At 60.9% G+C, this 26417-nt stretch carries 25 protein-coding genes; 19 read left to right on the top strand and 6 right to left on the bottom strand.

What is annotated here, in order from left to right; all coding sequences use genetic code 11:
- Complete coding sequence (locus ACWHXD_RS17105) at positions 1-210, bottom strand: hypothetical protein (RefSeq protein WP_034135893.1); 210 nt, start codon at positions 208-210, stop codon at positions 1-3.
- A gap of 464 nt (positions 211-674) precedes the next feature.
- Here ACWHXD_RS17105 and ACWHXD_RS17100 point away from each other — a divergent pair, with 464 nt between their 5' ends.
- The 4 genes from ACWHXD_RS17100 (at position 675) to ACWHXD_RS17085 (ending at position 4575) form a co-directional block, all read left to right on the top strand.
- A complete protein-coding gene (locus ACWHXD_RS17100; RefSeq protein ID WP_032896718.1) occupies positions 675-872 on the top strand; it encodes a hypothetical protein in 198 nt (65 codons plus the stop codon).
- 306 nt (positions 873-1178) lie between these two features.
- Positions 1179-1919, top strand: a complete 741-nt coding sequence (locus tag ACWHXD_RS17095) for a hypothetical protein (protein ID WP_032896721.1) — start codon at positions 1179-1181, stop codon at positions 1917-1919.
- A 133-nt stretch (positions 1920-2052) separates the two neighbouring features.
- Positions 2053-2322, top strand: a complete 270-nt coding sequence (locus ACWHXD_RS17090; protein WP_032896723.1) for a hypothetical protein — start codon at positions 2053-2055, stop codon at positions 2320-2322.
- A 135-nt stretch (positions 2323-2457) separates the two neighbouring features.
- Positions 2458-4575, top strand: coding sequence for a TonB-dependent receptor family protein (locus tag ACWHXD_RS17085; RefSeq protein ID WP_138761591.1), 2118 nt, complete (start codon positions 2458-2460; stop codon positions 4573-4575).
- A 1-nt stretch (position 4576) separates the two neighbouring features.
- On the opposite strand, the gene ACWHXD_RS17080 is transcribed toward ACWHXD_RS17085, so the two are convergent.
- Complete coding sequence (locus tag ACWHXD_RS17080) at positions 4577-6394, bottom strand: sigma-54-dependent Fis family transcriptional regulator (RefSeq protein WP_032896725.1); 1818 nt, start codon at positions 6392-6394, stop codon at positions 4577-4579.
- A gap of 352 nt (positions 6395-6746) precedes the next feature.
- On the opposite strand from ACWHXD_RS17080, the gene ACWHXD_RS17075 reads away from it, so the two are divergent.
- The 12 genes from ACWHXD_RS17075 (at position 6747) to ACWHXD_RS17020 (ending at position 18417) form a co-directional block, all read left to right on the top strand.
- On the top strand, positions 6747-7841 hold the full coding sequence (locus ACWHXD_RS17075) for an ABC transporter ATP-binding protein (RefSeq protein WP_003192018.1): 1095 nt from the start codon (positions 6747-6749) through the stop codon (positions 7839-7841).
- Complete coding sequence (locus tag ACWHXD_RS17070; RefSeq protein ID WP_098951054.1) at positions 7841-8938, top strand: ABC transporter ATP-binding protein; 1098 nt, start codon at positions 7841-7843, stop codon at positions 8936-8938. Before ACWHXD_RS17075 ends, ACWHXD_RS17070 begins: the two co-directional genes overlap by 1 nt.
- Positions 8935-9801 carry a carbohydrate ABC transporter permease gene (locus ACWHXD_RS17065; protein ID WP_138761590.1) on the top strand — a complete coding sequence of 289 codons (867 nt, stop codon included), beginning with the start codon at positions 8935-8937 and terminating at the stop codon, positions 9799-9801. Before ACWHXD_RS17070 ends, ACWHXD_RS17065 begins: the two co-directional genes overlap by 4 nt.
- 10 nt (positions 9802-9811) lie before the next feature.
- A complete protein-coding gene (locus tag ACWHXD_RS17060) occupies positions 9812-10612 on the top strand; it encodes a carbohydrate ABC transporter permease (protein WP_003232361.1) in 801 nt (266 codons plus the stop codon).
- 11 nt (positions 10613-10623) lie between these two features.
- Positions 10624-10896, top strand: coding sequence for a DUF2160 domain-containing protein (locus ACWHXD_RS17055; protein WP_014718862.1), 273 nt, complete (start codon positions 10624-10626; stop codon positions 10894-10896).
- 162 nt (positions 10897-11058) lie between these two features.
- Positions 11059-12801, top strand: coding sequence for an ABC transporter substrate-binding protein (locus ACWHXD_RS17050; protein WP_003192009.1), 1743 nt, complete (start codon positions 11059-11061; stop codon positions 12799-12801).
- A 149-nt stretch (positions 12802-12950) separates the two neighbouring features.
- On the top strand, positions 12951-13145 hold the full coding sequence (gene relB, locus ACWHXD_RS17045) for a type II toxin-antitoxin system RelB family antitoxin (protein ID WP_044273976.1): 195 nt from the start codon (positions 12951-12953) through the stop codon (positions 13143-13145).
- Positions 13145-13420 carry a type II toxin-antitoxin system RelE/ParE family toxin gene (locus ACWHXD_RS17040; RefSeq protein WP_044273978.1) on the top strand — a complete coding sequence of 92 codons (276 nt, stop codon included), beginning with the start codon at positions 13145-13147 and terminating at the stop codon, positions 13418-13420. The genes relB and ACWHXD_RS17040 overlap by 1 nt, the downstream gene beginning before the upstream one ends.
- A 208-nt stretch (positions 13421-13628) precedes the next feature.
- Positions 13629-15008 (top strand): iron-containing redox enzyme family protein, encoded by a 1380-nt coding sequence (locus ACWHXD_RS17035; RefSeq protein WP_138761589.1) that lies wholly within the window; start codon positions 13629-13631, stop codon positions 15006-15008.
- An 11-nt stretch (positions 15009-15019) separates the two neighbouring features.
- A complete protein-coding gene (locus tag ACWHXD_RS17030) occupies positions 15020-15964 on the top strand; it encodes a N5-glutamine methyltransferase family protein (RefSeq protein ID WP_138761588.1) in 945 nt (314 codons plus the stop codon).
- A gap of 6 nt (positions 15965-15970) precedes the next feature.
- Positions 15971-17089, top strand: coding sequence for a carboxylate-amine ligase (locus ACWHXD_RS17025; RefSeq protein ID WP_138761690.1), 1119 nt, complete (start codon positions 15971-15973; stop codon positions 17087-17089).
- An 83-nt stretch (positions 17090-17172) separates the two neighbouring features.
- Positions 17173-18417: a zinc-dependent alcohol dehydrogenase gene (locus ACWHXD_RS17020; RefSeq protein ID WP_138761587.1), complete on the top strand. Its 1245-nt coding sequence runs from the start codon at positions 17173-17175 to the stop codon at positions 18415-18417.
- Positions 18418-19230: 813 nt separating this feature from the next.
- Here the strand turns inward: ACWHXD_RS17020 and ACWHXD_RS17015 are convergent.
- A complete protein-coding gene (locus ACWHXD_RS17015; RefSeq protein WP_032896736.1) occupies positions 19231-19662 on the bottom strand; it encodes a hypothetical protein in 432 nt (143 codons plus the stop codon).
- Positions 19663-19756: 94 nt separating this feature from the next.
- Positions 19757-20545, bottom strand: coding sequence for an AraC family transcriptional regulator (locus tag ACWHXD_RS17010; RefSeq protein WP_032896737.1), 789 nt, complete (start codon positions 20543-20545; stop codon positions 19757-19759).
- An 85-nt stretch (positions 20546-20630) separates the two neighbouring features.
- On the opposite strand from ACWHXD_RS17010, the gene ACWHXD_RS17005 reads away from it, so the two are divergent.
- The 3 genes from ACWHXD_RS17005 to ACWHXD_RS16995 all read left to right on the top strand — a co-directional run bounded on the left by ACWHXD_RS17005 (position 20631) and on the right by ACWHXD_RS16995 (position 23382).
- Positions 20631-21629 (top strand): bile acid:sodium symporter family protein, encoded by a 999-nt coding sequence (locus ACWHXD_RS17005; protein ID WP_138761586.1) that lies wholly within the window; start codon positions 20631-20633, stop codon positions 21627-21629.
- Between the two features lie 87 nt (positions 21630-21716).
- Entirely contained in the window at positions 21717-22079 is a 363-nt protein-coding gene (locus tag ACWHXD_RS17000; protein ID WP_138761585.1) for a type 1 fimbrial protein, read from the top strand.
- A gap of 112 nt (positions 22080-22191) precedes the next feature.
- Positions 22192-23382, top strand: coding sequence for a sugar transporter (locus ACWHXD_RS16995; RefSeq protein ID WP_078467624.1), 1191 nt, complete (start codon positions 22192-22194; stop codon positions 23380-23382).
- 655 nt (positions 23383-24037) lie between these two features.
- Here ACWHXD_RS16995 and ACWHXD_RS16990 read toward each other — a convergent pair.
- Together ACWHXD_RS16990 and ACWHXD_RS16985 are read right to left on the bottom strand one after the other, a co-directional pair.
- Positions 24038-25237 carry an NAD(P)/FAD-dependent oxidoreductase gene (locus tag ACWHXD_RS16990; protein WP_138761584.1) on the bottom strand — a complete coding sequence of 400 codons (1200 nt, stop codon included), beginning with the start codon at positions 25235-25237 and terminating at the stop codon, positions 24038-24040.
- Between the two features lie 111 nt (positions 25238-25348).
- Positions 25349-26344, bottom strand: coding sequence for a GlxA family transcriptional regulator (locus tag ACWHXD_RS16985; RefSeq protein ID WP_138761583.1), 996 nt, complete (start codon positions 26342-26344; stop codon positions 25349-25351).
- Positions 26345-26417: the final 73 nt, after the last annotated feature.

The raw sequence follows: 26417 nt of genomic DNA, 5'->3' as shown, positions 1-26417 counted from the left end.
TCATTCCTCCGTCATAAGGACAGCCAGAGACATTTTGATGAATTCTTCATTGTGGCCGATTGTGAAAAGGGCGCCTCGCACATTGTCTGCCACCTCGGCGGAGCCACGTTGCTCAACCCAATTTGACAGCTCCAGGATGGACGCTTCGAGGGCAAGTTGGTTTTCGTAGAGTTTGGAAAGCAGGGAAGGGATTAGGTCTGAGTTCGGCATCGTTGTTCCTCCGTGGAGCGAACAGCGTAGCAGGCAAATTATTGAGTGGGGAGATCGTTCGGCAGGACGCCGGAGGAGGGGGAAATCATTTCCGCAACCCAATGCACGCCCCTTGATACATGCGGGCTGTAGGCTTGGTAAAAACTCTGAGTTGCGGAAAAGATAAATAGCTAAGGTGTTGATTATTATAGTTAACTCGGCAGTCTTGAAAACCGGCGGACGTTAATAGCGTCTCCAGGGTTCGAATCCCTGGTTTCCCGCCAAGATTTACACGAAAGCCTCGCGAAAGCGGGGCTTTTGCGTTTCTGGGGGTTGGGTGTGCTGATAATCAAACAAATGCTGTTTGTCGCATTCATACCTTTCAAAGACGAACCGCCATTCGTCTAACATCCGGCACTCTTCATCCGTTGCTACCTCTCAATCTTAAGCACGGATATCCCGAGCGATAAACGGAGAGAGCCAGCATGGAAATCAACGAAAAAGCCCCAGGCAACATTTCCCAGCAAGCGGTTACCCGGGGCACCGATAACGAGACAGGGCATGACCCTCGGCGCGATGAGGACAATGTCCCGCTGCCGCCGGACGACGAGGCACCGCTTGAGGAAGACATGTCGGATGTAGACGCGGCCGATTCCGTAGCAAGTGAACATCCCGACACCTGAAGGCGTTCAGGCAAACGAGCCCGGCCCTGTGCCGTAATGCGGTTGTAGGAGCGAGCTTGCTCGCGAAAAACGTCAACGATAACGCGTGTTTCTTGATTGAACGCGGCGCCTGTGAGTTTTTCGCGAGCAAGCTCGCTCCTACAGAGTGGGCGCTTGATGGCTCGGGTAGCGTGGTCTCGTTCACCTCGTTGCTGTAGTCCTATGCTGATCCGACCCGCACCGCTGCACTTTTTTGCATTTTGCTGATCTACCCCTGTCCCAGCCACCCGACTCCTGCGCGTGGCCCACAGATCAGACACGGTGCCGATGGATCGAACGTTAACTGTTTCCACCTCCCGATGGCCGCTGCTGCTTGTTGCGGTTTTCGCGCTCTGCGCAACAGGCTGCAGCCAACAACAGGGCCGCGATATCGCCAGGCAGTTCAGCGATGGCAAGCCCGATGAGTTCTTCCAGACCAGCGTCGACCGCATGGCCACCCTGGGCATGCGTGACAACCTGCAAAGCCTCTACTTGCTGATGAGCAAGCTCTACCTGCGCAACCCCAATCAGTGGCGTCAATCGGGCTACCCGGATGCGGTGACTGCCGCCCGGCAAATCCGCCAGGCCATCGAAAATCGCCAACCCTTGCCCGCACTGGGTGACCGGCGTGACCTGGCTGCCCTGAGCTATTCCCTGAGCCCCGACTTTCGCGGCGACCGCGTCGGCGCGTTCATCTATGCGATTGGCAGCATGCTCGTGACCGCCCACGGCGGGCGCACGCAGTTTTATGTGACCGACTCGATCAACCCGCAGTTTGTCAGCAATGCCGCGCGCAATATCGAAAAGGCCACCTGGTTGCTTAGCCAGCGTCAGGATGCCAATGGCGTGTTGCTGTTGTTTTCCAATGAAATATCGGAGGAGGGCAGTAACCTCAGTTTTGCCGTTGAGTTCGGCAAGATCGTCGCGCGTTTGGACCTGCTTACCCAAATCCTCGATGAGCGTTACCGACGTATCGGCCTCAATTACGCACAAAGCTTGTTGCTGATGAATTTCCTGCCGGTGCAATAAGGCCCATCGCATCGACCAATCGGTGCGGTGTTTCCCTTTCCGCTGTAGGAAGCGGCCTATCTTGCCTTTCGCGGCTTGAAACGCTTGCCTGCGGGCAATAGCCTCGGATTTTTCTTAAACACGAGGCCCTACCTTGGGTAAACGAAAAACGGTTTGGCCCACGGATCGCGAAATACGCTTGCGGTTTATCCTCTATGCGGTGATCGACGCCGCGACGGCCCAGGGCGTGTCTGCCGAGTTATTGCTGCCGGCGCATAAGTTATTGCGTGACTCGCCCACGGAGGCCCAATTGCGCGACACCTTGGGGGAGATTCTCGCCACTGACGAAATGTATGGCTTTCGCTTTGCGCCGGGGTCGGATGCAGATGATCTGCTGCGGGCATTGGCAACTACCGATGGCTAAACTGATTCATCCCTGTTTTTGATACGCCCCTGTCCGTCATTAAGGAGTGACTCGACGGGCGTGCCTGCCTTCCCATCACTGTTCGCGTGGTGGGCTTGGCCCGGCACGTTCCCGGATTCCAAGGACCTGCCCCCAATGCTGCTGCGCCACCCCCCGTTTATTTTTGCCGCCTTGACCCTCAGCTCGCTGGTACAGGCCGAAGGCCTGCAATTGGCGCCGGTTGAAGTCACCACGGCCGAGGCCAGCGCCGCAGAAATCGCCCAGGCGCAGCTCAAAAGCGTGCCCGGTGGCACTAATTACATCGATATGGACAGCGTGCAGCAGGGACGGGTCAGCAGCAACGAGGATGTCTTCAAATACCAGGCTGGTGTGTACGCCAAAGCGGCCAATAACGAAGGGGTGAAGGTGTCCATCCGTGGCTCGGGCCTGAACCGCGCCCCCGGTGCCCATGCCTCCGGCCTGTATGAAATGTTCGACGGCCTGCCGCTTACCGGCCCAGGGGGTACGCCTTATGAGCTGAAGGACCCGCTGTGGCAAAGCCGGGTAGAGGTGCTGCGTGGCGCCAACGGGTTCGATCAGGGCGCGTTGGCTTTGGGCGGTGCGGTCAATTACGTCACCCGCACCGGCTTGGATGCGCCCAAGCTGCAAGTGCGCTATGAGGTCGGCAGTCGCGGCTATGCTCAACGTGAAGTCAGTTCGGGGCAAGTGCTGGGGGACGCCGACTATTACATCAGCCTCACCGATTCGGCGTCCGACGGTTATCAGCACCAGAGCGCTGGTACCGGCAAGGGCATCGCCGCCAACTTTGGCTATCGCTTTAACCCGGACCTGGAAACGCGCTTCTACTTGCGTTATCGCGAAACCACCAACGATTCTCCCGGCAGGCTCACGCGTGACCAGATCAGCCATGATCCGCGTGCCGCCAACAGCCTTAATGCCGCCCGCGACTCAAAACGCCTGCAACCGGGCTCCACCTGGATCGCCAACAAAACCACCTTGCGCTTGGACGATAATTCACGGGTCGAGGTCGGACTGGCCTACCACGATTACCCCATGGACCTGCGCGAAGGCACCAACCGCCTCAAGGTCGCCTACACCGATATCAGCGGCACCCTGAATTACATCCGCCAGGACAGCCTGTTCGGCCATGCCAGCACCACCACCGTGGGCCTGCGTACCACCCAGGCGATGCCGAACAATGGCGCGTCGGAATACGTCCGCATCCCTGCGGGCAACACCGCCATTTATGCCCCGGGCACCAAGACCCGCGACTACAGCTATCTGGGCTCCGATACCGTGCTGCATGTAGGCAATGAGCTGGAACTGGTGGAGGATCTGTGGCTGACCACCGGCCTCGCCGCCATCTACACGCGCCGCGAAACCCAGGTCACGTATCCCGACGGCCAGGCGCCGATCAGTCAGCATGATTGGGATTACGCGCCGCGCATTGGCCTGCGTTACGACTTCACCCCGCAGCTGCAGATTTACGGCAACCTGAGCCGCTCGGTAGAGCCACCGCACGCATGGTCGATGATCTGGGGGTCGAACAAATATTTCGGCAAGGGCAGTGGGGCAGCCACGGGGTTACAGCGCGAAGGCGTGAAGCTGCGTAATCAGACCGCCACCACTCTGGAAATCGGCGGGCGCGGTGAAGCATGGCTCGGCCAGTGGGACCTGGCCCTCTACCGCTCCGAAGTGCGTCACGAATTGCTCTCCGTGGAAACCCAGGCCCAAACCGTCAACAGTAGCGCCATCATCGCCGAATCCAACGCCAGCCCCACCGTGCACCAGGGTGTGGAGCTGAGCCTGCTCAGCCCGCTGTGGGACGGCGGCCGCAGCGGTAAGCTCGACCTGCGCCAGGCCTACACCTTCAGCGACTTCCACTACCGCGATGACGACCGCTTCGGCGACAACACCTTGCCCGGCATTCCCAAGCACTACTACCAGGCGCAACTGCGCTACAGCCACCCGACGGGTTTCTACACCAGCCTCAACACCGAGCATGCATCACGGGTAGCGGTGGACTACGCCAATTCCTACTACGCGGCGGCCTACACCACCCTCGGCGCCACGTTCGGCTATGACGCGCCCAAGCAGGATTGGCAAGCCTGGGTCGACCTGCGCAACCTCACCAACCGCCGTTACGCCAACACCGTCACGCCGGGCTACGACGACAACGGCATGGACGCGGTGCGCTCTACCCCTGCGGATGGGCGGGGTATCTACACCGGCGTTTCCTGGAGCTGGCGTTAAATCAGCCTTCGTGTTGGCGCAGGCGCTTGTACAGTGTGTTGCGGCTCACCCCTAACTCCCGCGCCAGGTGGGAGATGTTCCCGCCCACGGCTTCCAGGCGCTGGTTCAGGTCAAGGCGTTCATCCAGGTGTTCGGGTTTGGACTGCGGCAGCGTCGCCTGCAAATCCACGAAGAAATCATCGGGCAGGTGCTCTGCGCGGATCGGCTGCTCTTCGGCCATTGCCAACGCCACCTGCAACACGCTGCTCACCTGGCGTAAATTCCCCGGCCACGGGTGTTGCTCAAATAGCCTCAGCACCTCGGCACTCAGCCCGGCCCATTGCGTCGGCTCGCGGTGTTGCTGCCACAGTTGCTGGAACAGCGCCTGCTTGTCGGTACGCTCGCGCAACGGCGGCAATTCCAGGGTCAGGCCGCCGATGCGGTAGTACAAGTCTTCGCGAAAGCGCCCAGCCTGCACCAGCTCGCGCAAGGCGCGGTTGGTCGCCGAGATGATGCGCAGATCCACCGGGAACACCTCGCTGCTGCCCACCGGTTGCACGCAGCGTTCTTGCAGCACCCGTAACAGGCGGGCCTGGGTCGGCAGCGGCATATCGCCGATCTCGTCGAGAAACAGCGTGCCCTTGTCCGCCTTGCGGATCAGGCCGATGCTGCCTTTCTGGTTGGCGCCGGTGAAGGCGCCTTTTTCGTAGCCGAACAGTTCCGATTCCACCAGCTCTGCGGGAATCGCCGCACAGTTCACTGCGATCAACGCCTGCCGGCTGCGGGAACTGGCCTGGTGCAGGGCTTTGACGAACACCTCTTTGCCCACGCCGGTCTCGCCGTGAATCAACAACGGAATGTCTTTTTCCAGCAGGCGCTCGGCCTGGCGCACGGCTTTTTCCACGCGCACATCGCCAAAATGCAGGGTCTGGAGGTTGATCGAGGTCGGTGCTGGCGGCGGCGGTTGGCTGAACACCCGGGCCTGCACCGGCATCTGCTTGGGCCGCTTCAACAGGCACTGAAACCTATTGCGTCCCGCCGCGTGCAAGGCGAAGGGCAGCCCTTCCGGTTGGTTGAGCAACTCCAGCAGCGAGACCTTGAACAGGCTGTCGATCATCACCCGCGACAGGCTGATGCCCAGCAGGTTATCTGCACGCCGATTGGCCGACAGCACCTGGCCGCTTTCATCAAAGATCAGCAGGCCGGCCCATTGGCTGTCGAGGTTGCTCAAGCCGGTGTTGAAGGTCAGTTGGAAGTGTTCGCCGCGAAACAGGTTGAGGATCAGCCGGTTTTCCACGGTCTGGCTCATCATCTTGACCATGCCCAGGGTGTGGGAGGGCGGCAGGTAGCTGTCGCTGGACACATCCAGCACGGCGATGATTTCGCGCTGGGCGTCGAAAATCGGCGCTGCGGAGCCGGTCATGAAGCGGTTGGCCTTGAGGAAGTGCTCATCGTGCTCAATATGCACGGCCTGGGCGCAGGCCAGCGCGGTGCCGATGGCATTGGTGCCGCTGGCGCGTTCCATCCAACTGGCGCCGGGGCTGAAGCCACGGGCCAGCGTGGGTTCGATAAACCGCTGGGTACCCCACGAGGTCAGCACCTGGCCCTGATTGTCGGCGAGCATGATCAGGCAGTTGGAATTGCTGAGAATGTTTTCGTAGTAGGGCAACACTTCCTGGTGGGTGGTCTGTACCAGGGAATGCTGGCTTTCCAGCAGTTGGCGAATGCCCTCGGCGGGCAGTTGGTCAAAGCTGGGGGCGCTCTGGTGGTCCAGGCCATAGGCGCGGCAACGGCGCCAGGATTCCTGGATAAGGGTGTCGTGGGTCAAGGGTTCGGCCATCGTGCGACCTTCATTTTTATTGTTATTGTTTTTGCATATCTAACTGAAGAAACCGATTCAAACTGTGGGAGCGGGCTTGCTCGCGAATGCGGTGTATCAGTCGACCGATGATTGACTGACCCACTGCATTCGCGAGCAAGCCCGCTCCCACATTTAGTCTGTGTTGGTTATGAGAGTGTTGTTCACAACTGTTCATTGTCAACCCCGGCAGTGTTCAGTTGTTCAGCCGGATTGTTCACTCCTGAACATCATGATTCACCCATTTCCTTACACATCAAGCGCTTGCGGTTTTGGCACGAAACTCGCTCTGACAATGGACCAGATTCATTCCAATAATAAAAAAGGTCGTGTCATGTCATTGACCCTGGAACATGTCTCCCGCGTTGTCGACGGCCAAACCTGGATCGACGACGCCAACCTGCGGTTCGAAGCCGGTTCTTTCAACGTCCTGCTCGGTCGCACCCTGTCCGGCAAGACCAGCCTGATGCGCCTGATGGCCGGCCTGGACAAGCCCGACAGCGGCCGTATCCTGATGAACGGCGTGGACGTCACGCAAAAGCCGGTGCGCCTGCGCAATGTGTCGATGGTCTACCAGCAGTTCATCAACTACCCGACCATGACCGTGTTCGAGAACATCGCCTCGCCGTTGCGCCAGGCCGGTGTGTCCAATGAGGTGATCCAGAGCAAGGTGCTGGAAACCGCCAAGATGCTGCGCATCGAGAAATTCCTGCAGCGCCACCCCCTGGAGCTGTCCGGTGGCCAGCAGCAACGCACCGCCATGGCCCGCGCCTTGGTGAAGGACGCCGAACTGATTTTGTTCGATGAACCGCTGGTCAACCTGGACTACAAACTGCGCGAAGAGCTGCGCCAGGAAATGCGCGAACTGTTTAAGGCGCGCCACACCATCGCCATTTATGCCACCACCGAGCCCAACGAAGCCCTGGCCTTGGGCGGCACCACCACCATTCTTCACGAGGGGCGGGTGATCCAGAGTGGCAAGGCCGCCGAGGTCTACCACCAGCCGCAAACCGTGCTCGCCGCTGAGCTGTTCTCCGAGCCGCCGATCAACCTGATGCCAGGGCGCATCAGCGGCAACGAAGTGAGCTTCGCCAATTTCGTGCATTTCCCACTCAATGTTGACCTGCGGCCCATCGGCGAAGGCGATTTCCGCTTTGGCGTGCGCCCCAGCCATATCAGCCTGGTGCCCAGCAACGATGATGACCTGGAGCTGGCGGTGACCGTGGAAGTCGCCGAGATCAGCGGCTCGGAAACCTTCCTGCATGTGCGCAGTGAGCATTTCCTGCTGGTGCTGCACCTGCCGGGGGTGCATGAGTACGATGTCGACGCGCCGATCCGCGTGTATATCCCCACCCACAAACTGTTTGTGTTCGATGGTCAGGGCCGCTTGGTCCAGGCCCCCGGGCGCCGTGTCGCGAGGGTTGCCTGATGGCCGAGATCCATTTGCGCAACCTGGCCCATAGCTACAGCCCTGCGCCCGCGGGGCCAGAAGACTACGCCATTCGGGAAATGAACCATGTGTGGGAGCAGGGCGGAGCCTATGCCTTGCTCGGGCCGTCAGGCTGCGGCAAGTCCACGCTGCTCAATATCATTTCCGGCCTGCTTAGCCCGTCCGAAGGTCAGGTACTGTTTGATACCCAGGTGGTCAACGAGCTCACCCCGGAGAAACGCAATATCGCCCAGGTGTTCCAGTTCCCGGTGGTGTACGACACCATGACGGTGTTCGACAACCTGGCGTTCCCGCTGCGCAACCAGGGCATGGCCGAGGCGAAAATCCATAGCAAGGTGCAGGAGATCGCCGAAGTCCTCGACCTGCAAAACCTGCTGAGCAAAAAAGCCCGCAACCTCACCGCCGACGAAAAACAGAAAGTTTCCATGGGCCGTGGCCTGGTACGCGATGACGTGTCGGCCATTCTCTTTGATGAGCCGCTGACGGTGATCGACCCGCACCTGAAGTGGAAACTGCGGCGCAAGCTCAAGCAGATCCATGAGCAGTTCAATATCACCATGGTCTATGTCACCCATGATCAACTGGAAGCCTCCACCTTCGCCGACAAGATCGCGGTGATGTATGGCGGGCAGATCGTGCAGTTCGGTACGCCGCGTGAATTGTTCGAGCGGCCCAGCCACACCTTTGTCGGTTATTTCATCGGTAGCCCTGGGATGAATCTGATCGAGGTGCAGGCCAAGTCTGGCGGTGTAGGGTTCGCCAATACCCTGTTGCCACTGTCCGAAGCGTTGCAGCAACGTCTCAACACCACTGACTACAAAAAACTCCAGGTTGGTATCCGCCCGGAATTTATCCACGTGTGGGACGAGCACAACCCTGACGCCCTGCAAGCCGACGTCGTCCATGTGGAAGACCTCGGCACCTACAAGATCATGACCCTCAACCTCGACGGCGCCACGCTCAAGGTGCGCCTGGCCGAGGACAAGCCGGTGCCGGAAGGCAAGGCCTCCATCAGTTTCCCCGCGCAATGGCTGATGCTCTACGCCGACGATTACCTGCTGGAGGTGGCGCCATGAACAAGGTGCAGAACAACAAGGCCTGGTGGCTGGTGTTGCCGGTGTTCCTGCTGGTGGCGTTCAGTGCGGTGATCCCGATGATGACGGTGGTCAACTATTCGGTGCAGGACATTTTCGATCAGTCCAGCCGCTATTTCGTCGGGGCCGACTGGTACAAGCAGGTGCTGCTCGACCCACGCCTGCACGATTCGCTGCTGCGCCAGTTCATCTACTCGGCCTGCGTGCTACTCATTGAGATCCCGTTGGGCATCGCCATCGCCCTGACCATGCCCACCAAGGGCCGCTGGTCCTCGCTGGTGCTGATCATCCTCGCCATTCCGTTGCTGATTCCGTGGAACGTGGTCGGCACCATCTGGCAGATTTTTGGCCGTGCCGACATCGGCCTGCTGGGCTCGACCCTCAACACCATGGGCATCAGCTACAACTACGCTGCCAACACCATGGACGCCTGGGTCACCGTGCTGGTCATGGATGTGTGGCACTGGACCTCATTGGTGGCGCTGCTGTGCTACTCAGGTTTAAGGGCCATTCCGGACGTGTACTACCAAGCTGCGCGGATTGATCGTGCATCGGCTTGGGCGGTGTTCCGACATATCCAGTTGCCGAAGATGAAAAGCGTGCTGCTGATCGCGGTGATGCTGCGGTTCATGGACAGCTTCATGATTTACACCGAACCCTTCGTGCTCACCGGCGGCGGGCCGGGTAACGCCACCACCTTCCTGAGTCAGACGCTTACCCAGATGGCCGTCGGCCAATTCGACCTGGGCCCGGCGGCGGCGTTTTCCCTGGTGTACTTCCTGATCATCCTGTTGGTGTCCTGGCTGTTCTACACCGCCATGACTCATTCCGACGCCAACCGCTGAGGCCGCCAACATGAGCAAACGCAAGCTGATTCCATTACTGATATACATCCTGTTCCTGCTGGTGCCGATCTACTGGCTGCTGAACATGTCCTTCAAGAGCAACACCGAAATCCTCGGCGGCCTGACCCTGTTTCCGCAGGATTTCACCCTGGCCAACTACAAGGTGATCTTCACCGACCCAAGCTGGTACACCGGTTACCTCAACTCGCTGTACTACGTGAGCCTGAACACGGTGATCTCCCTGAGCGTGGCGCTACCGGCAGCCTATGCGTTCTCGCGCTATCGTTTTCTGGGTGACAAGCACCTGTTCTTCTGGCTGCTCACCAACCGTATGGCGCCGCCGGCAGTGTTCCTGCTGCCGTTTTTCCAGCTGTATTCATCCATTGGCCTGTTCGATACGCACATCGCCGTGGCCTTGGCCCATTGCCTGTTCAACGTGCCGTTGGCGGTGTGGATCCTGGAAGGCTTCATGTCCGGTGTACCCAAGGAAATCGACGAAACCGCCTACATCGACGGCTATAGTTTTCCTAAGTTTTTCGTGAAGATTTTTATCCCGCTGATTGGCTCCGGTATCGGCGTTACGGCGTTTTTCTGCTTTATGTTTTCCTGGGTCGAGCTGCTGCTGGCGCGCACGCTCACCTCGGTCAACGCCAAGCCCATCGCAGCGGTGATGACCCGCACGGTGTCGGCCTCCGGCATTGATTGGGGCGTGCTGGCAGCGGCGGGGGTGTTGACCATCCTGCCGGGCATGCTGGTGATCTGGTTTGTTCGCAACCACGTGGCCAAGGGCTTTGCCCTGGGCCGGGTCTAGAGGAGTCGATGATGGAATGGATGGCCTGGACCACCCCCACAGCGCTGTTCTTTGGCGGTATTGCCCTGATTCTGGCGGGCATGACCACTTGGGAATTGCGTTCGCCGAGTATCCCCCGGCGCGGGTTGCTGCCGATCAGCACCACCCGTGGCGATCGCTTGTTTATCGGTCTGCTCGGCAGCGCCTACCTGCATTTGCTGGTCATTGGCGTTACCGACTGGAGCATCTGGGTGGCGTCCGCGCTCTCCCTGGTATGGCTGTTGAGTGTGATGCGTTGGGGCTAGCTGTGCACACCTCTGTAGGAGCGAGCTTGCTCGCGAAAATCGTCAACGATAACGCAGTGCTCCTGGTAGCCCGCGGTGTCTTTGCGTTCTTCGCGAGCAAGCTCGCTCCTACAAGGGAGGTGGTTGCCGATAGCCCCGTTTGAAATTAACCTGGAGGTCTCTATGTTGAATAAAAACAATAAGCTGCGACATAGCATTTCATTGGCTGCCGTACTGGCCCTCAGTGGTTTGAGCGCTTCGGCCTGGGCCGATGCGTATGAAGATGCCGCAAAAAAATGGATCGGCAGCGAGTTCAAACCCTCGACCCTTACCGAAGCCCAACAGCTGGAGGAGTTGAAGTGGTTTATCAAGGCGTCGGAGCCGTTCCGTGGGATGAAGATCAACGTGGTGTCGGAAACCCTCACCACCCACGAGTACGAGTCCAAGGTGCTGGCCAAGGCCTTCAGTGAAATCACCGGCATCAAGCTGACCCACGACCTGCTGCAGGAAGGCGACGTGGTGGAGAAGCTGCAAACCCAGATGCAGTCCGACAAGAACATCTATGACGGCTGGGTCAACGATTCCGACTTGATCGGTACGCACTTTCGCTACGGCAAGACCGAATCCATCACCGACCTGATGGCCAACGAAGGCAAGGATTTCACCTCGCCCACCCTGGACCTCAAAGACTTTATCGGCCTGTCGTTCACCACCGCGCCGGACGGCAAGATCTACCAGTTGCCCGACCAGCAGTTCGCCAACCTCTACTGGTTCCGCGCCGACTGGTTCGAGCGGCCGGAGCTGAAGGCCAAGTTCAAGGAGAAATACGGCTACGACCTGGGTGTGCCGGTGAACTGGTCCGCGTATGAAGACATCGCCAAGTTCTTCAGCGAAGACGTCAAGGAAATCGACGGCAAGCGCATTTATGGGCACATGGACTACGGCAAGAAAGACCCGTCCCTGGGCTGGCGTTTCACCGATGCCTGGTTCTCCATGGCCGGCGGCGGCGACAAGGGCTTGCCCAACGGCTTGCCGGTGGACGAGTGGGGCATTCGTGTGGAGGACTGCCACCCGGTGGGCTCCAGCGTCACCCGTGGCGGCGACACCAACGGCCCGGCAGCCGTATTCGCCACGCAGAAATACGTGGACTGGATGAAAGCCTACGCGCCACCGGAAGCGGCGGGCATGACTTTCTCCGAATCCGGCCCGGTGCCTTCCCAGGGCAACATTGCTCAGCAGATCTTCTGGTACACCGCGTTTACCGCCGACATGGTCAAGCCGGGCTTACCGGTGGTGAATGCCGACGGTACGCCGAAGTGGCGCATGGCGCCGTCGCCGGTCGGGCCGTATTGGGAAAAAGGCATGAAGAAGGGCTATCAGGACGTAGGCTCCTGGACCTTCCTCAAGTCCACACCCGAGAAGCAGAAACTCGCGGCCTGGCTCTATGCGCAGTTCGTGACCTCCAAAACCGTGTCGCTGAAGAAAACCATCGTTGGCCTGACGCCGATTCGTGAGTCCGATATCAACTCCCAGGCCATGACCGACATGGCGCCCAAACTCGGGGGGCTGGTGGAGTTCTACCGCAGCCCGGCCCGCACCGAATGGTCCCCGACGGGCACCAACGTGCCGGACTACCCGCGCTTGGCGCAACTGTGGTGGAGCAACATCGCCGCAGCGGCCAGCGGCGAGAAAACCCCGCAACAGGCGTTGGACAACCTGGCCAAGGAGCAGGACGCGATCATGACGCGCCTGGAACGCTCCAAGGTGCAACCGGTGTGCGGCCCGAAAATGAACCCCGAGCGTGACGCGCAATACTGGTTCGACCAGCCGGGTGCGCCGAAGCCGAAACTGGCCAACGAGAAGCCCAAGGGCGAAACCGTGAACTACAACGACCTGCTCAAGCAGTGGGAGGCGGCGCGTAAGTAATTTCGCTGAATGAGCGGAACACAACGGCACGCTGGCGTGCCGTTGTGTTTTTTTGTTTGTGGGTGAGCCACCTGCATTTCATCTGGTGGTCCGAGACAGCCTGCTAGCTTGGGACTAAACTGCTGAGCATTCATACAGGAGGTCATCTCATGGGTGTTCCACTTTCCCCAATTGTTTCCGAATTTGAAACTGAGGAGCAGGCAAGTAGCCATGATCTTTGGTTTCGCGCCAAAGTCGAAAAAAGCTTGGCCAACCCCGGACCCGGTGTACCCCATGACGAAGTCATGGCGAGGGTTGAGGCGATTATTCTTGAAGCAGAACGCAAGCAGAGGGTCAAAGCCTGATGTTGAGTGTTGTTTGGCTTGATGAGGCTATCAGCGACCTGATTGACATCGTTACTTTCATTGCAGCAGAGAATCCTGGGGCTGCGCGCCGTATCAAGACACGCCTTGAAGGTGCGCCTCTGCCACTGACCGAGCATCCTTACCTGTATCCGAACGGGCGTGTGCCCGGCACTCGGGAGGTCGTCGTTCACCCCAATTACGTCCTGGTGTATCGAGTAACGGCGGAGCGCATCGAGATAGTCAACGTGTTGCACGCTCGGCAGGAGTATCCCTGATTTCCCCTCATATCGCGTTGGGCACGACTATTGATCCAATGCCCCCATCGCAATAACACCGCGACCGCTTGTCTCCAGGTTAACAATCCCATCTGAATTTTCCGCACCTCTCAAGGTTCTGCATCTTAGAAGCGCATGTTTTTCAAGCGCTCTTGCGGGGCCACCTTGTGGGAGGCCCGTTGTAACGGACTTTGCGGAAACTGCCATCATGACACTCCTTACAGCGCTGTCTGGCCAGCCGGCCTCTCTCACTGATTCGGCCCAGGGCCGCCATCAACGGGTCTACCAACAGCTGCATGGCGAAACCCAAGACGCCGCCGAACTGGCGCGTGAATACCTGCACGATCAATTGGCCCTGGTAGAGGCAACCGATTGCGACTTGCCAGAGGCGCCCGAACAGCTGCTGGCCTGGGTCGAGCAGCGCTGCGCCGAGGTGGCCCAGGCCTATGCCGACTATCTGGAACAGCGCCGAAACGGTGGGCCGCGGCGGTATTTCCAGAACAAGGCCCATGCGTTGTATTTCCTGCAGTGCGTGGCGCCGACCAAACAGGTGGACGGTGCCTGGCTCTACGGCTTGCTGCGCTATTGGCAAGACCTGCGCTTTGACGGCCTGCTCACCACTTACCTGGAAGAATTGGGCGACGGTGAAGCCGCGCAGAACCATGTGGTGATCTACCGCAAGTTGCTCAGCGAACACGACGCCGACAGCGAAGCCGGCCTTGAGGATGACCATTACCTGCAAGGCGCGCTGCAACTGGCGCTGGGCATGTGCGCTGACGAGTTCCTGCCGGAAGTCATTGGCTTCAACCTGGGTTACGAACAGCTGCCACTGCACCTATTGATCAGCGCCTATGAACTCAGTGAGTTGGGCATCGACCCTTATTACTTCACGCTGCATGTCACCATCGACAACGCCAGCAGTGGCCACGCCTGCAAGGCCGCACAATCGGTGCTGAACCTGTTGCCGCTGGGTGAGGGCAGGGCAGACTTCTATCGCCGGGTGGCCGCAGGCTACCGTCTGAATGATCTGGGCCTGGGTACCACGTCTGTCATCAAACAGTTCAACCTGCAGGACCAAGTGGTGGCGATGCTCGAACGCAAGCGCGCCTTCGGCCAGCACATGCATTCGGACTATTGCCGCTTCGAAGGCCAGACCGTCAACCAATGGCTGGCCCAGCCTGGGCAGATCGGTGCGTTCCTCAAGGCCCTGGAAGACAAGGGCTGGATCCAGCACAACCAGGACCCCGCCAACAGCCGTTTCTGGCAACTCATCGAGGGTGCTGGCGCCGCGATGTTCGGGGTGTTCAGCGGTTATGAAAAACAACTGATCCATGACTGGATCGCCGGTGAATGGGTGGCCAGCGAACGCGTGGCGCCCGTACGGCCGGGACGCGGCAGCCGGTTTTCCCGCGAGCAGCATCGCCCGGCGGACCCGGATACCCAGGCACTGGCGGAGTCGTTGTGCAACTTGCCCGATGTGCAACAGCTCAATGCGCTGATCCCATGGCTGTCGGCACGCCGTCATTGCACGCCTGCCGGGCTGTATGCCACTCGCCGCTTTATCCAACTGCGTGCGCGCCTGCGCTAAGGAATGTGCCTATGTCTGCGCAACAACTGGCTGATCGTGCCTTGTTGAACCTGGGCCGGGGGTTGAAGGAGGGCGGTTATCGCTTTATCACACCGACGCCCTTGACCCATGAGCGTGTCTATCGGCGGCTGGCGACGCCCCTGGCAATGACGCTGCGCGATGTGTTCGGGTGGTCGATGCCGTTCGATCAAGGCCTGTTGCCCGAGGCCTTGCGTGAGGAGTTGCAGCAAGCGGATGTGATCGAAAAACACGGCGCGCTATGGCGCAGCACGGTGCGTTGGTCGAGCCTCGATGAGCTGTTGTTCGCTCATTCGCCTTATCCCACCGACCAGGCGGACGCGGTGTTTTTCGGCCCCGACAGCTACCGTTTTGCCCAGGTGATCGAAGCCTACCTGCAACAGCGTTTCGAGCCGCTCAAGCGCGCTGTGGACATTGGCTGTGGCGCCGGTGTTGGCGCGCTGGTGATTGCCCAAGCCCGGCATGACGCCCAGGTGCTGGCAGTGGACATCAACCCGCGCGCCCTGCGCATGACCGCGGTGAATGCCGAGCTGGCCGGGTTGAATAACGTCAGCGTTTACCACAGTGACGTGCTGGCCAGTGTGGAGGGCGAATTCGACCTGATTGTCGCCAACCCGCCGTACATGAAAGATGACCGTCAGCGCGCCTATCGCCATGGTGGTGGCGCCCTGGGGGAGCAGTTGTCGCTGCGCATCGTCAGTGAGTCCATCGGGCGGCTGGCCCTGGGCGGGAGCCTGCTGCTGTATACCGGGGTGGCGATGGTGGCCGGCAGCGACCCTTTCCTGGAGGCGGTCAAGCCACTGTTGGGCAGCGACGCCTACGGCTGGACCTACCGCGAACTGGACCCGGACGTTTTTGGTGAGGAACTGGAAAAGCCAGGCTATGAGCAGGTGGAGCGCATCGCCGTGGTCGCGCTGACTGTCACCCGATTGCGCTGAATGCCGATGCTCACCTTTGGTATTGAAGAGGAATACTTCATCACCGACCTGCACAGCCGTCAGATGGTCGGCGAGCCGTCTGCGGCGGTGCTGGCGGCCTGCCGCGAAGCGATTGGCGCGGGCTTCTCCTTTGAGATGTTCCAAGGTCAGATCGAGGCGGCCTCGCCGGTGTTTACCTCCAGCGCCGAAGCGGCGGATTATTTCTCGACTGTGCGCGGCAACCTGGCGCAATCCCTGGCTGAGTTCGGTCTCGGTGTGGTGTGCGCCGGCAGCCACCCGCTGGCCGATTGGCGTGGGCAACGGCCGACCGATCAGGCGCATTTCCGGCAACTGTTCGACGATATTCAATACGTAGCGCGGCGCAGTGTGTTGTGCGGGCTGCATGTGCATGTGCAGGTGCCGCAGGCGTTGGACCGCATCGCGGTGATGAACCAGGTGTCGCCGTGGTTGCCGTTGTTGCTGCTGCTCAGTTGCTCGTCGCCTTTCTGGGACGGCGCGCCCAGCGGCTTTATGAGCTACCGCCAGGCCGCGTGCGACGAGTGGCCCCGCATGGGCGTGCCGGAGCACTTTAGCGACTGGGCCGAGTACCTGCGCTACCTGGCCCTGTTGCAGCGCATTGGCGCGATCAAGGCCGATGGCAATGGCTGGTGGGGCATCCGCCCCGCGGCGCGTTACCCCACCCTGGAACTGCGCATGACCGACGCCTGCCCACGGCTGACGGACGCCTTGGCCCTCGCCACGCTGTTTCGGGTGATGGTCACCCACGCCTGCGCGATGCAGCGCCCTGGCGCCAGGTTCAATACCGAAGCGAGCTGGCTGCTCAAGGAGAATCGCTGGCAGGCCAAGCGGTATGGGACTGCTGGCACCTTTGCGTTGGACGACACCGGCACCCTGGGCAGCGCTGAGCAATGGCTGCAATACGCCCGACAGACCTTTGCCGCCACCGCAGAGGCCATCGGCGAGCCGCTGTTGTTCGATACCTTGGATGCCTTGCTGCAACGCGGCAACAGCGCGACCGAACAGTTGCGTTGGCACGCCCAGGCCCAGGCCAGCGGCGCCGAGGCGCTTGGTAGCTTGCGCCAGGTAGTCGACCTGCTGTTGGCCCAGACGCGCGGCGACCATTGATCGGGTGTCGCTCTACGTCGAAGGAACACTGAGGGGCTGCTCTGTCCTTAATTAGTAACCCCTCAACGGCAGGAGCGCAGAGCATGCGAGCGATGACTTACCAGGGCGCACACAAGGTGCAGGTGGATACCGTGCCCGATCCGATCATTGAACAACCCGACGACATCATTCTGCGGGTCACCGCCACCGCGATCTGTGGCTCGGACCTGCACCTGTACCGTGGCAAGATCCCGACCGTGGAGCATGGCGATATCTTCGGCCATGAGTTCATGGGCATCGTCGAAGAAACCGGCCCGGCCGTCACCGCCGTGCAAGCTGGCGACCGTGTGGTGATTCCGTTTGTGATTGCCTGTGGCGATTGCTTTTTCTGCCAGCTCCAGCAATTCGCCGCCTGTGAAACCACCAACGATGGGCGCGGTGCGATCCTGAATAAAAAAGCCATCCCACCGGGGGCCGCACTGTTCGGCTACAGCCGTCTGTATGGCGGTATTCCTGGCGGCCAGGCGGAGTGGGTGCGGGTGCCCAAGGCCAACGCCGGGCCGTTCAAGGTGCCCGGCACCTTGGCGGATGAGAAGGTGCTGTTCCTCTCCGATATTCTGCCCACCGCTTGGCAGGCAGTGACCAATGCGGGCATTGGCAAAGGGTCCAGCGTGGCGATTTATGGCGCCGGGCCGGTGGGCCTGCTCAGTGCGGCGTGCGCGCAGATGCTGGGCGCCGAGCAGATCTTCATGGTCGACGACCATCCGTACCGTTTGGCCTACGCGCAGAAAATGTACGGGGTGATCCCGATCAACTTCGAAGAAGACGAGGACCCGGCTGACACCATCATCCGCCAGACCGCCGGCATGCGCGGCGTCGATGGTGTGGTGGATGCGGTGGGTTTCGAGGCCAAGGGCAGCACCACGGAAACTCTGCTTACGGCCCTCAAGATCGAGGGCAGCAGCGGCAAGGCCCTGCGCCAGTGCATCGCTGCCGTACGCCGCGGTGGCGTGGTCAGCGTCGCCGGGGTGTATGCCGGGTTTATCCATGGCTTTATGTTTGGCGATGCTTTCGACAAGGGCCTGACCTTCAAGATGGGCCAGACCCATGTGCAGCGGTTCTTACCGGAGTTGTTGGAGCATATCGAGCTGGGGCATCTGCACCCGGAGGCGATCATTACTCACAGGCTGCCCCTGGAGCAGGCGGCGCGGGGGTATGAGCTGTTTGATAAAGCCGAAGAGGAATGCCGCAAGGTGATCCTTCTGCCGGGTGGGAGCGACCGGCCGCTGACCGAACCGCTGGACGAACTGACGCCTGAGTTGCGCGTACAAGGGGTTCCCGGGTTCTAGGCCAATACCCGGAAAATGGGGGGGCTTGCCTGCGATAGCGGTGGTTCAGTTGAATATTCAGTGACTGACACGCCGCCTTCGCGGGCAAGCCCGCTCCCACAGGAGATCTGTGCCAGGCGCTGATTCTGTGGGCAATACCTGACCAATGTGGGAGCTGGCTTGCCTGCGATGGCGGCCTCCCAGCCGACACCTATCTACCTGACACCCCACAATCCAACTGTGGGAGCGGGCTTGCTCGCGAAGGCGGCCTGACAGCCGGCGCCAATCTACCTGACACCCAGCAATCAAACTGTGGGAGCTGGCTTGCCTGCGAAGACGGCCTGACAGCCAACACAGTTGGATTGTGTACATATCCATTCCTGCGGTAACGGCCACCTAGGGTTCCGCCCTGACGGCGGCTCACTTTTGAACAGCGCAAAAGTAAGCAAAACGCTCTTGCCCCACCACTCGGCACCTCGCTTAGGCTCGGTGTGCCCGTAATCCGCCAGTGATTTGGGGGGCCGCCGCCACGCGCCATCCATGGCGCGGGGCGGCTAAACCGGCATCCCTGCCGGTTTACCCCCCAAATCCCTGTCGAATTCCGGCCAGCGTGGTTTGACGGGGCGCCTGAGATCAAAAGCAGAGCAAGATCAAGAGCGGCTCGCTTCGCATCGTGGTTACCGACTGCGCCTACAGCCCACAGAGTTGTATGCTGCGATGGCGGTGTGGCAGTCACTGCATCTGTTACTGCACTACCGCTATCGCAGGCAAGCCAGCTCCCACATTGGATCTTCTTTGCCTAGAAAGATGTGTTCCCCCCAACATTAGCCTGTGTCAGGCCATGGCTTGCGGCTGGATGCGCAGTTCGCCGTCCACATCCTTGACCAGCCCACTGGCCACAAACAACGGCGCCAGGCGTTTGTGCAACTGCGGCTCGACGAATTCCTTCACCGTATCCAGCGCCAACACACCACTGAGCGGCAGCTCGGCCTTGGTGTACGACAACCAGGCCTTTTTCAACGCCATCAGTACATCACTGCCCGCCGTTGAAGCGAAGCGGCGGTGCACGGGCTTACCCTCGAAGGTGAAGGTGTGTTGGAACTCATAGCCGCTTTCATCACCACCGCTGGCCGTGCAGCGCACGCAGGTGCAAGGGCCGTCGCCGAAGGCGCTGCGCAGGTAGGCGTTGAAGTCCACCACGGGCTTGAGTGACAGGCGCTTATCAACCTCGAACAGGTCCCCGGTCATTTTTTCGTCAGTGTTCAACGTCCATTTCCTCGCAGTCGGTTGCTGTGTTTCAAAGCGCGGCACAATACCAGCCGAGCGTGGGGTTGGGGATTATTTGCATCGTGGGAAAGGGTCAGCGGAAGAATTCACCGGGGGTGGAGTCAAACTGCTGACGAAACGCATTGATAAAGGCTGAGGTCGATTCATAGCCACAGCCCAATGCCACATCCGTCACCCGCTCGCCTTGTTCCAGGGCGGGCAGGGCGCTTAACAGGCGCAGGCGCTGGCGCCACGCGCGGAACGTCAGCCCGGTGTCACTCAGGAACACCCGACTGAGGGTTTTTTCGCTGACTCCAAGCTTGCGGCTCCACTCGCCCAACGTGGTCTGTTGCTCGGGGTGCAGGTTCAGGCTGCGGTAGATCTGCCGCAGCCGCGGGTCGTGAGGCAGCGGCAACATCAAGTCCACCTGGGGCGCGGCGGCGAGTTGGTCGAGCAGTACCTGGGCCAGGCGTCCGTCTGGCCCGTCTTCGGTATATTCCACCGGCAGTTGGCTGAAGTTGCGGATCAACTCGCGCAACAAACTGCTCACCTCCAGCACCTGGCAACGCTCGGCGGCCCAGGCGGTGACGCTGCAATCGAGGTACAAGCTGCGCATTTCCGTATGGGGCGAACTGAACACCCGGTGGGGCATGCCGGCCGGGATCCACACTGCGCGCTGGGGTGGCGCGACGAAACGGCCGACGCTGGTCTGGATCTCCAATACCCCGGAAATCGCGTAGGACAACTGCACCCACGGATGACTGTGCCGTCGCGTCAGCGCACGGTTGGGCAAGGATTCAGTGCGCCCGTACACCGGCCGTGGCAGGCTGGAAAGCCCAGGGACACTGCGGCGAACGGCTTTTTCATGTCCTTTAGGCGGCATTTACTGGCTCATTGGCGTTAGTCGGTAACAGGTGGTTACGTTAGAGTCGTCGCGACGCTCTTGGCAACCCCTGGAAGAATTGCTTATGACCCGGCCCCGGTTTCTGCCCGACAACTTCACCCTCACCCTGATCGCCACGGTGATCCTCGCCTCACTGCTGCCCGCCAGCGGCCAGACTGCCGTGGCGTTCGGCTGGGTCACCAACCTGGCCATCGCGCTGCTGTTTTTCCTGCACGGCGCCAAGCTGTCGCGCAAGGCCATCGTCGCCGGTGCCGGCCACTGGCGCCTGCATTTGCTGGTGTTCAGCCTGACCTTCGTGCTGTTCCCGCTGCTGGGCCTGGCGCTCAAGCCGCTGCTGTCGCCGTTGATCGGCGACGAGCTGTACATGGGCATGCTCTACCTCTGCGCCTTGCCGGCCACCGTGCAATCGGCGATTGCCTTTACGTCCCTGGCTCGCGGCAATATCCCTGCGGCTATCTGCAGCGCGGCGGCGTCCAGCCTGTTCGGTATCTTCCTGACACCGCTGCTGGTAGCGCTGCTGCTCAACGTGCACGGGGATGGCGGCTCCACAATCGACGCGATTGTCAAAATCAGCGTGCAGTTGCTGCTGCCGTTCATTGCCGGGCAGATCGCCAGCCGCTGGATCGGTGGCTGGGTCGGACGTAACAAAGCCTGGCTCAAGTTTGTCGATCAAGGTTCGATTCTGCTGGTGGTCTACGGGGCTTTCAGCGAGGCGGTCAACGAAGGTATCTGGCACCAGATCCCGCTGTGGGAATTGGGCGGGTTGGTGGTGGCCTGCTGCGTGTTGCTAGCACTGGTGCTGGTGGCATCCACGGTGCTGGGCAAGGCGTTTGGCTTTAACCAGGAGGACCGCATCACCATCTTGTTCTGTGGTTCGAAGAAAAGCCTGGCAACCGGCGTGCCGATGGCGCAGGTGCTGTTCGCCGGGGCGAGCATGGGCGTGTTGATCCTGCCGTTGATGCTGTTTCATCAGATCCAGTTGATGGTCTGCGCGGCGTTGGCCCAACGCTATGCCCAGCGGCCGGAGAGCATTCCTGAGTTGATGGGGCAGGTGGATCCGTGACGCACCTCTCATTCGCGGGTAAATAAGCTCAAGTTAACCGGCGTGCCGACGACTTACTTCTTAACTAACCCAAGAAGGAGTGTCGGCATGAACGTTCATCGTGTAGCGGTAATGACTGGCCTTCTGGGGCTGTGGGCAAGTACCTGCGGCGCCGCACAAACCGTGGGGCAGGGCACCATCAGGTTCAGCGGCGCCATTGTCGAGTCAGGGTGTGCGACAAATGCGCGCAGCGGTTCGGTGATGGAACTGCGCGGCTGCGCCCAATCCACTCGTGGTAGCCGAATCGAGGTGCGCAGTGTCGCGCCGGTGGCCAGTATCGACGCACCCCATGTGCGGCTGGTGGCGGATACCGGCGAGGGGCGCTATTACGATCAGCGTTACGTGTTGGTAGACCGCGCCGGCAAGCTCATCCAGTCAGGCAACTACATCATTACCATGACTTCGCCGTAGGTCGTCGAGCGACGATCCGCAGCAACAGCGGTGCGAGAAACCTATAGAATGCTCGGCGGCGGCGCTTGTCCTGGGTGGCCGCTTGATCATCGTCAGAGTACCGCGCCCGTCAATGAGCCTTTCAGCCGCAACCCCCCAAGCCAACTGGCAACCGGTCATCGCCCTCGCGCTGGCCGCGTTTGTGTTCAATACCACCGAATTCGTCCCCGTCGGGCTGCTCAGCGCCATCGGCGCCAGCTTTGACATGCCCGTGGCCAGCGTCGGCCTGATGCTCACCATTTATGCGTGGATCGTGTCGCTGACCTCGCTGCCAGTGATGCTGCTGACCCGCAACGTCGAACGGCGCAAATTGCTGATCGTGCTGTTCGGTCTGTTTATCGCCAGCCATATCCTCTCCAGCGTCGCCACCAGTTTCGGCTTGCTGATGGTCAGTCGGGTCGGCATCGCCCTGGCCCATGCGTTGTTCTGGTCGATCACGGCTTCCCTGGCTGTACGCCTGGCGCCAGAGGGCAAGCAGGTGCAGGCCCTTGGCTTGCTGGCCACCGGCACATCCCTGGCGATGGTGCTGGGCATTCCCTTGGGCCGCCTGTTGGGCGAGGCCATGGGTTGGCGCACTACCTTTTTGGTGATCGCCGCGTTCGCCGCCGCGCTGGTGTTCTGGCTGGCGCGCACCTTGCCGCTGCTGCCCAGCCAGAACTCCGGCTCCCTGCGCAGCCTGCCGCTGTTGTTCAAGCGTCCGGCGCTGGTGGCGCTCTACGTGCTGACGGCGATGACCGTCACTGCCCAATTCACCGCCTACAGCTACATCGAACCCTTCGTCGAAGGCGTCGCCGGCCTGGGCGGCAGTGCTGTGACCCTGATCCTGCTGGTGTTCGGTGGTGCTGGCATCATCGGCTCGTTGCTGTTCAGCCTGGTGCATCGCTTCAACCCCCACCTGTTTGTGATCGGCGCGGTGTCTATCCTGGCCGCGTGCCTGGCGCTGATGCTGCCGTTGAGCGGCGCCGAGTCTTACCTGGTGGGGCTGAGCATTTTCTGGGGCATGGCGATCATGGGCTTTGGCCTGGCCATGCAGTCCAAGGTGCTGGTGCTGGCACCGGACGCCACCGATGTGGCCATGGCGATGTTTTCCGGGATCTACAACATCGGCATCGGCGGTGGCGCGTTGATGGGCAGTTGGGTGGGCAGCCACTTCGGCTTCGCCTGGATCGGCGCGGCGGGCGGTTTGCTGGCGGGGTTGGCGTTGGTGGGGTATTGCCTGGCGATTCGGCGGTTTGGGCAGGGTGGTGCCCCGACGCCAAGCTGATCCGGATAACTGCAGGCTAAATGTGGGAGCTGGCTTGTCGGGTCGCCGCATCGCTGCGATGGTGGCCTGACAGCCGACACAGTCATACCGAGTACATATCCATTCCTGCGGTAACGGCCACCTAGGGTTCCGCTCTGACAGCGGCTCACTTTTGAAAAGCGCAAAAGTAAGCAAAACGCTCTTGCCCCACCACTCGGCACCTCGCTTAGGCTCGGTGTGCCCGTAATCCGCCAGTGATTTGGGGGGCCGCCGCCACGCGCCATCCATGGCGCGGGGCGGCTAAACCGGCATCCCTGCCGGTTTACCCCCCAAATCCCTGTCGAATTCCGGCCAGCGTGGTTTAACGGGGCGCCTGAGATCAAGATCACAAGCAGATCAAGAGCGACTCGCTTCGCATCGTGGTTACCGTCTGCTACTACAGCCCACAAAGTTGTGTAGATACCTATGCTGCGATGGCGGTCCGATAAACGACACATACCTACCTGATGCTCCGCGATCAAACTGTGTGCGGGCTTGCTCGCGAAGGCGGAGTGTCAGTCACTGCATCTGTTACTGCACTACCGCTTTCGCAGGCAAGCCAGCTCCCACAGTTGATCTTCATTGCCTTGAGCATTGTGTTCGCTTAACTGACTGGCATTGAGGCTTGCCTTCGATCCTACGCCACCGGGATCAACGGATCCGCCGCCGCCAACGCCACCTTTCTATCCGCCGCCGGTGGGTAGATCCACACGCTATTGATCTGCTGTTTGAGGTCCTTGGCTTCCTGGCCCACCAGCTTAAGCTGACGGTCCCAGCCTTCGGTGTACACCGCGCCCCAGGCGCCGAGGTCGAGGCAGGTGACGTATTTGGGTTGGCTGTAGGCCATGGGGGCTACGCCGATCAGATCGGCGGCGACGTTGTTGCCGGCGTAGCGGCCCAGGGCGATGGCGTGCTGGCAGGACATGGCAGCGAAGTTGCCCAGCTCGTCTGTGGCGGCGTAGGCCACGTCGCCGGCGGCAAAGATGGCGGCCTGGCCCTTGACCTTGAGGGTGGCGTCCACGTGCAGGCGGCCCTGGGGATCGCGGGTGGCACTCACCTGTTCGGTCAGCGGGTTGGCACGAAAGCCGATGGTCCAGATCACGGTGCTTGATTCAATCCGCTGCCCATCCGCCAGGGTCACGCCACCGGCGTCCACCGAGGCGACCGAGGTGTTCAGTACCCATTCAATCCCCAGCTCGCGGCTGGCTTCGATGATCGAGGGGCGTATGCCATCGCCCATCGACGCGGCAATCTGTGGCCCGCGGTCTACCACGATCACACGGATGTTGGCCGTTTCACCCAGCGCCTCCCGCAGGCGCGCCGGCATTTCGGTGGCGGTCTCGATACCGGTAAAGCCGCCGCCGGCCACCACCACGGTATTGCGGGCCGGGCTGTCGGGCAGATTTTTGAGGGCCTTGATATGGGCCTCAAGGCGCGCGGCGTCTTCGATCTGATCCACATCGAACACATGCGCGATGCCGTCCATGTCTGGGCGGTTCAAGCGGCTGCCGGCAGCCACTACCAGGCGGTCGTAGGCGAGGGTGGCCGGGATGCCGGCCGCGTTGCGATAGGTCACTTGCTTATTAGGGGTGTCGATGCTGTCGGCGGCGCCTTGCACAAAGGTCACGCCCACAGCGTCGAACAGCGCATCAAGCGGGGCCAGCATGGTATGTACATCGGGCTCGTAGAACCGCGGGCGGATACGCAGCTCCGCTTGGGGTGCGAGCAGGCTGATGCGCACATCGTTGCGGTCGTGTTTATCCAGTAGCCGAGCCGCGCTCAAGGCGCTCCACACGCCACCGAACCCGGCGCCAATGATCAGAATATGTTGTTTCATGGGGTTGCTCCAGAGACCAGATAAGCCGCAAGGCATTGCCGGATCACTGTAAAAGCAGCAGGGCCTGTCCGAAAGGACATATAACCCTGGATGACTGCCACCTCTGCCGGCCTAGCGGGAAAAGCGCTCGCGGTAGTCGCGGGGTGAGATGGCCAGGTGGCGGTGGAAGGTGCAGCGCATGCGTTCCTCATCGCCAAACCCGCAAAGCCCGGCGATCTGGTCGATGCTGCGCTGGGAGTCTTCGAGCATGCGGCGCGCCGCTTCCATGCGAAACAGTTCGATGGCCTTGGCCGGGGTGCGACCGGTTTTTTGCTTATAGACCCGGGCAAAGTTGCGTGGGCTCATATGGCTCTGCGCGGCCAGGCGCTCGACGCTGAGGTCGCTGTCGCGCAGGTTGTCGCTGATCCACGCATGCAGCGCATCAAAGCTGGCGCTGTCGGCGGTTTGCGCTTGCAGCACCTGGCTGAACTGCGCCTGGCCACCGGGGCGCTTGAGGAACACCACCAGTTCGCGTGCCACTTGCAGCGCCACTTCGCGCCCGCAGTCGGCCTCCACCAGCGCGAGCGCCAGGTCGATCCCGGCACTGACGCCCGCCGAGGTCCACACCTGGCCCTGCTGCACGAAGATCGCGTCCACGTCCACCTCGATGCTCGGGAAGCGTTGCTTGAGCAGCTCGCACATGGCCCAATGCGTTGCCGCGCGGCGCCCCTCCAGCAAGCCCGCCAGCGCCAGCAAAAAAGTGCCGCTGCACACCGAGGCGGTACGTCGCGCCTGACCGGAGGCGTTGCGCAGCCAGTCCACCAGCGCAGTATTGTCTAGCATGGCTTGCTCAATGGCGGGCGCGCCGGGTACCACAAGAGTGTCGATGGCGGCTGGGTCCAACTGCGCCAAAGCCACAGTGTCGACGCTCAAGCCTTCGGCGGTTGGCATCAGCCCGCCCGCCAGGCTGGCGTTGTGCAGCACATAACCTTGCAAACCGCGCTCGGCCATGGCCTTGGTCGCGGCCCAGAACACCGTTTGCGCGCCGGTCAGGTCGAGCAGGCCCATGTGCGGGTAGGTCAGGAACACCAGAGTGCGGGGTTGGCCAAGCGGGGAGAGTGCGGTCATGCGCTGGTCAGTTGCTCAATTTGGCTCAAGGTGCAGAAGCTTGCGCCCATGACCACGCTCAATTGCTCGGGTT

The sequence above is a fragment of the Pseudomonas fjordensis genome (assembly GCF_976987115.1).
Note: the sequence above shows the minus strand (reverse complement) of the source record. Positions and strands in the feature narration are given on the sequence as shown.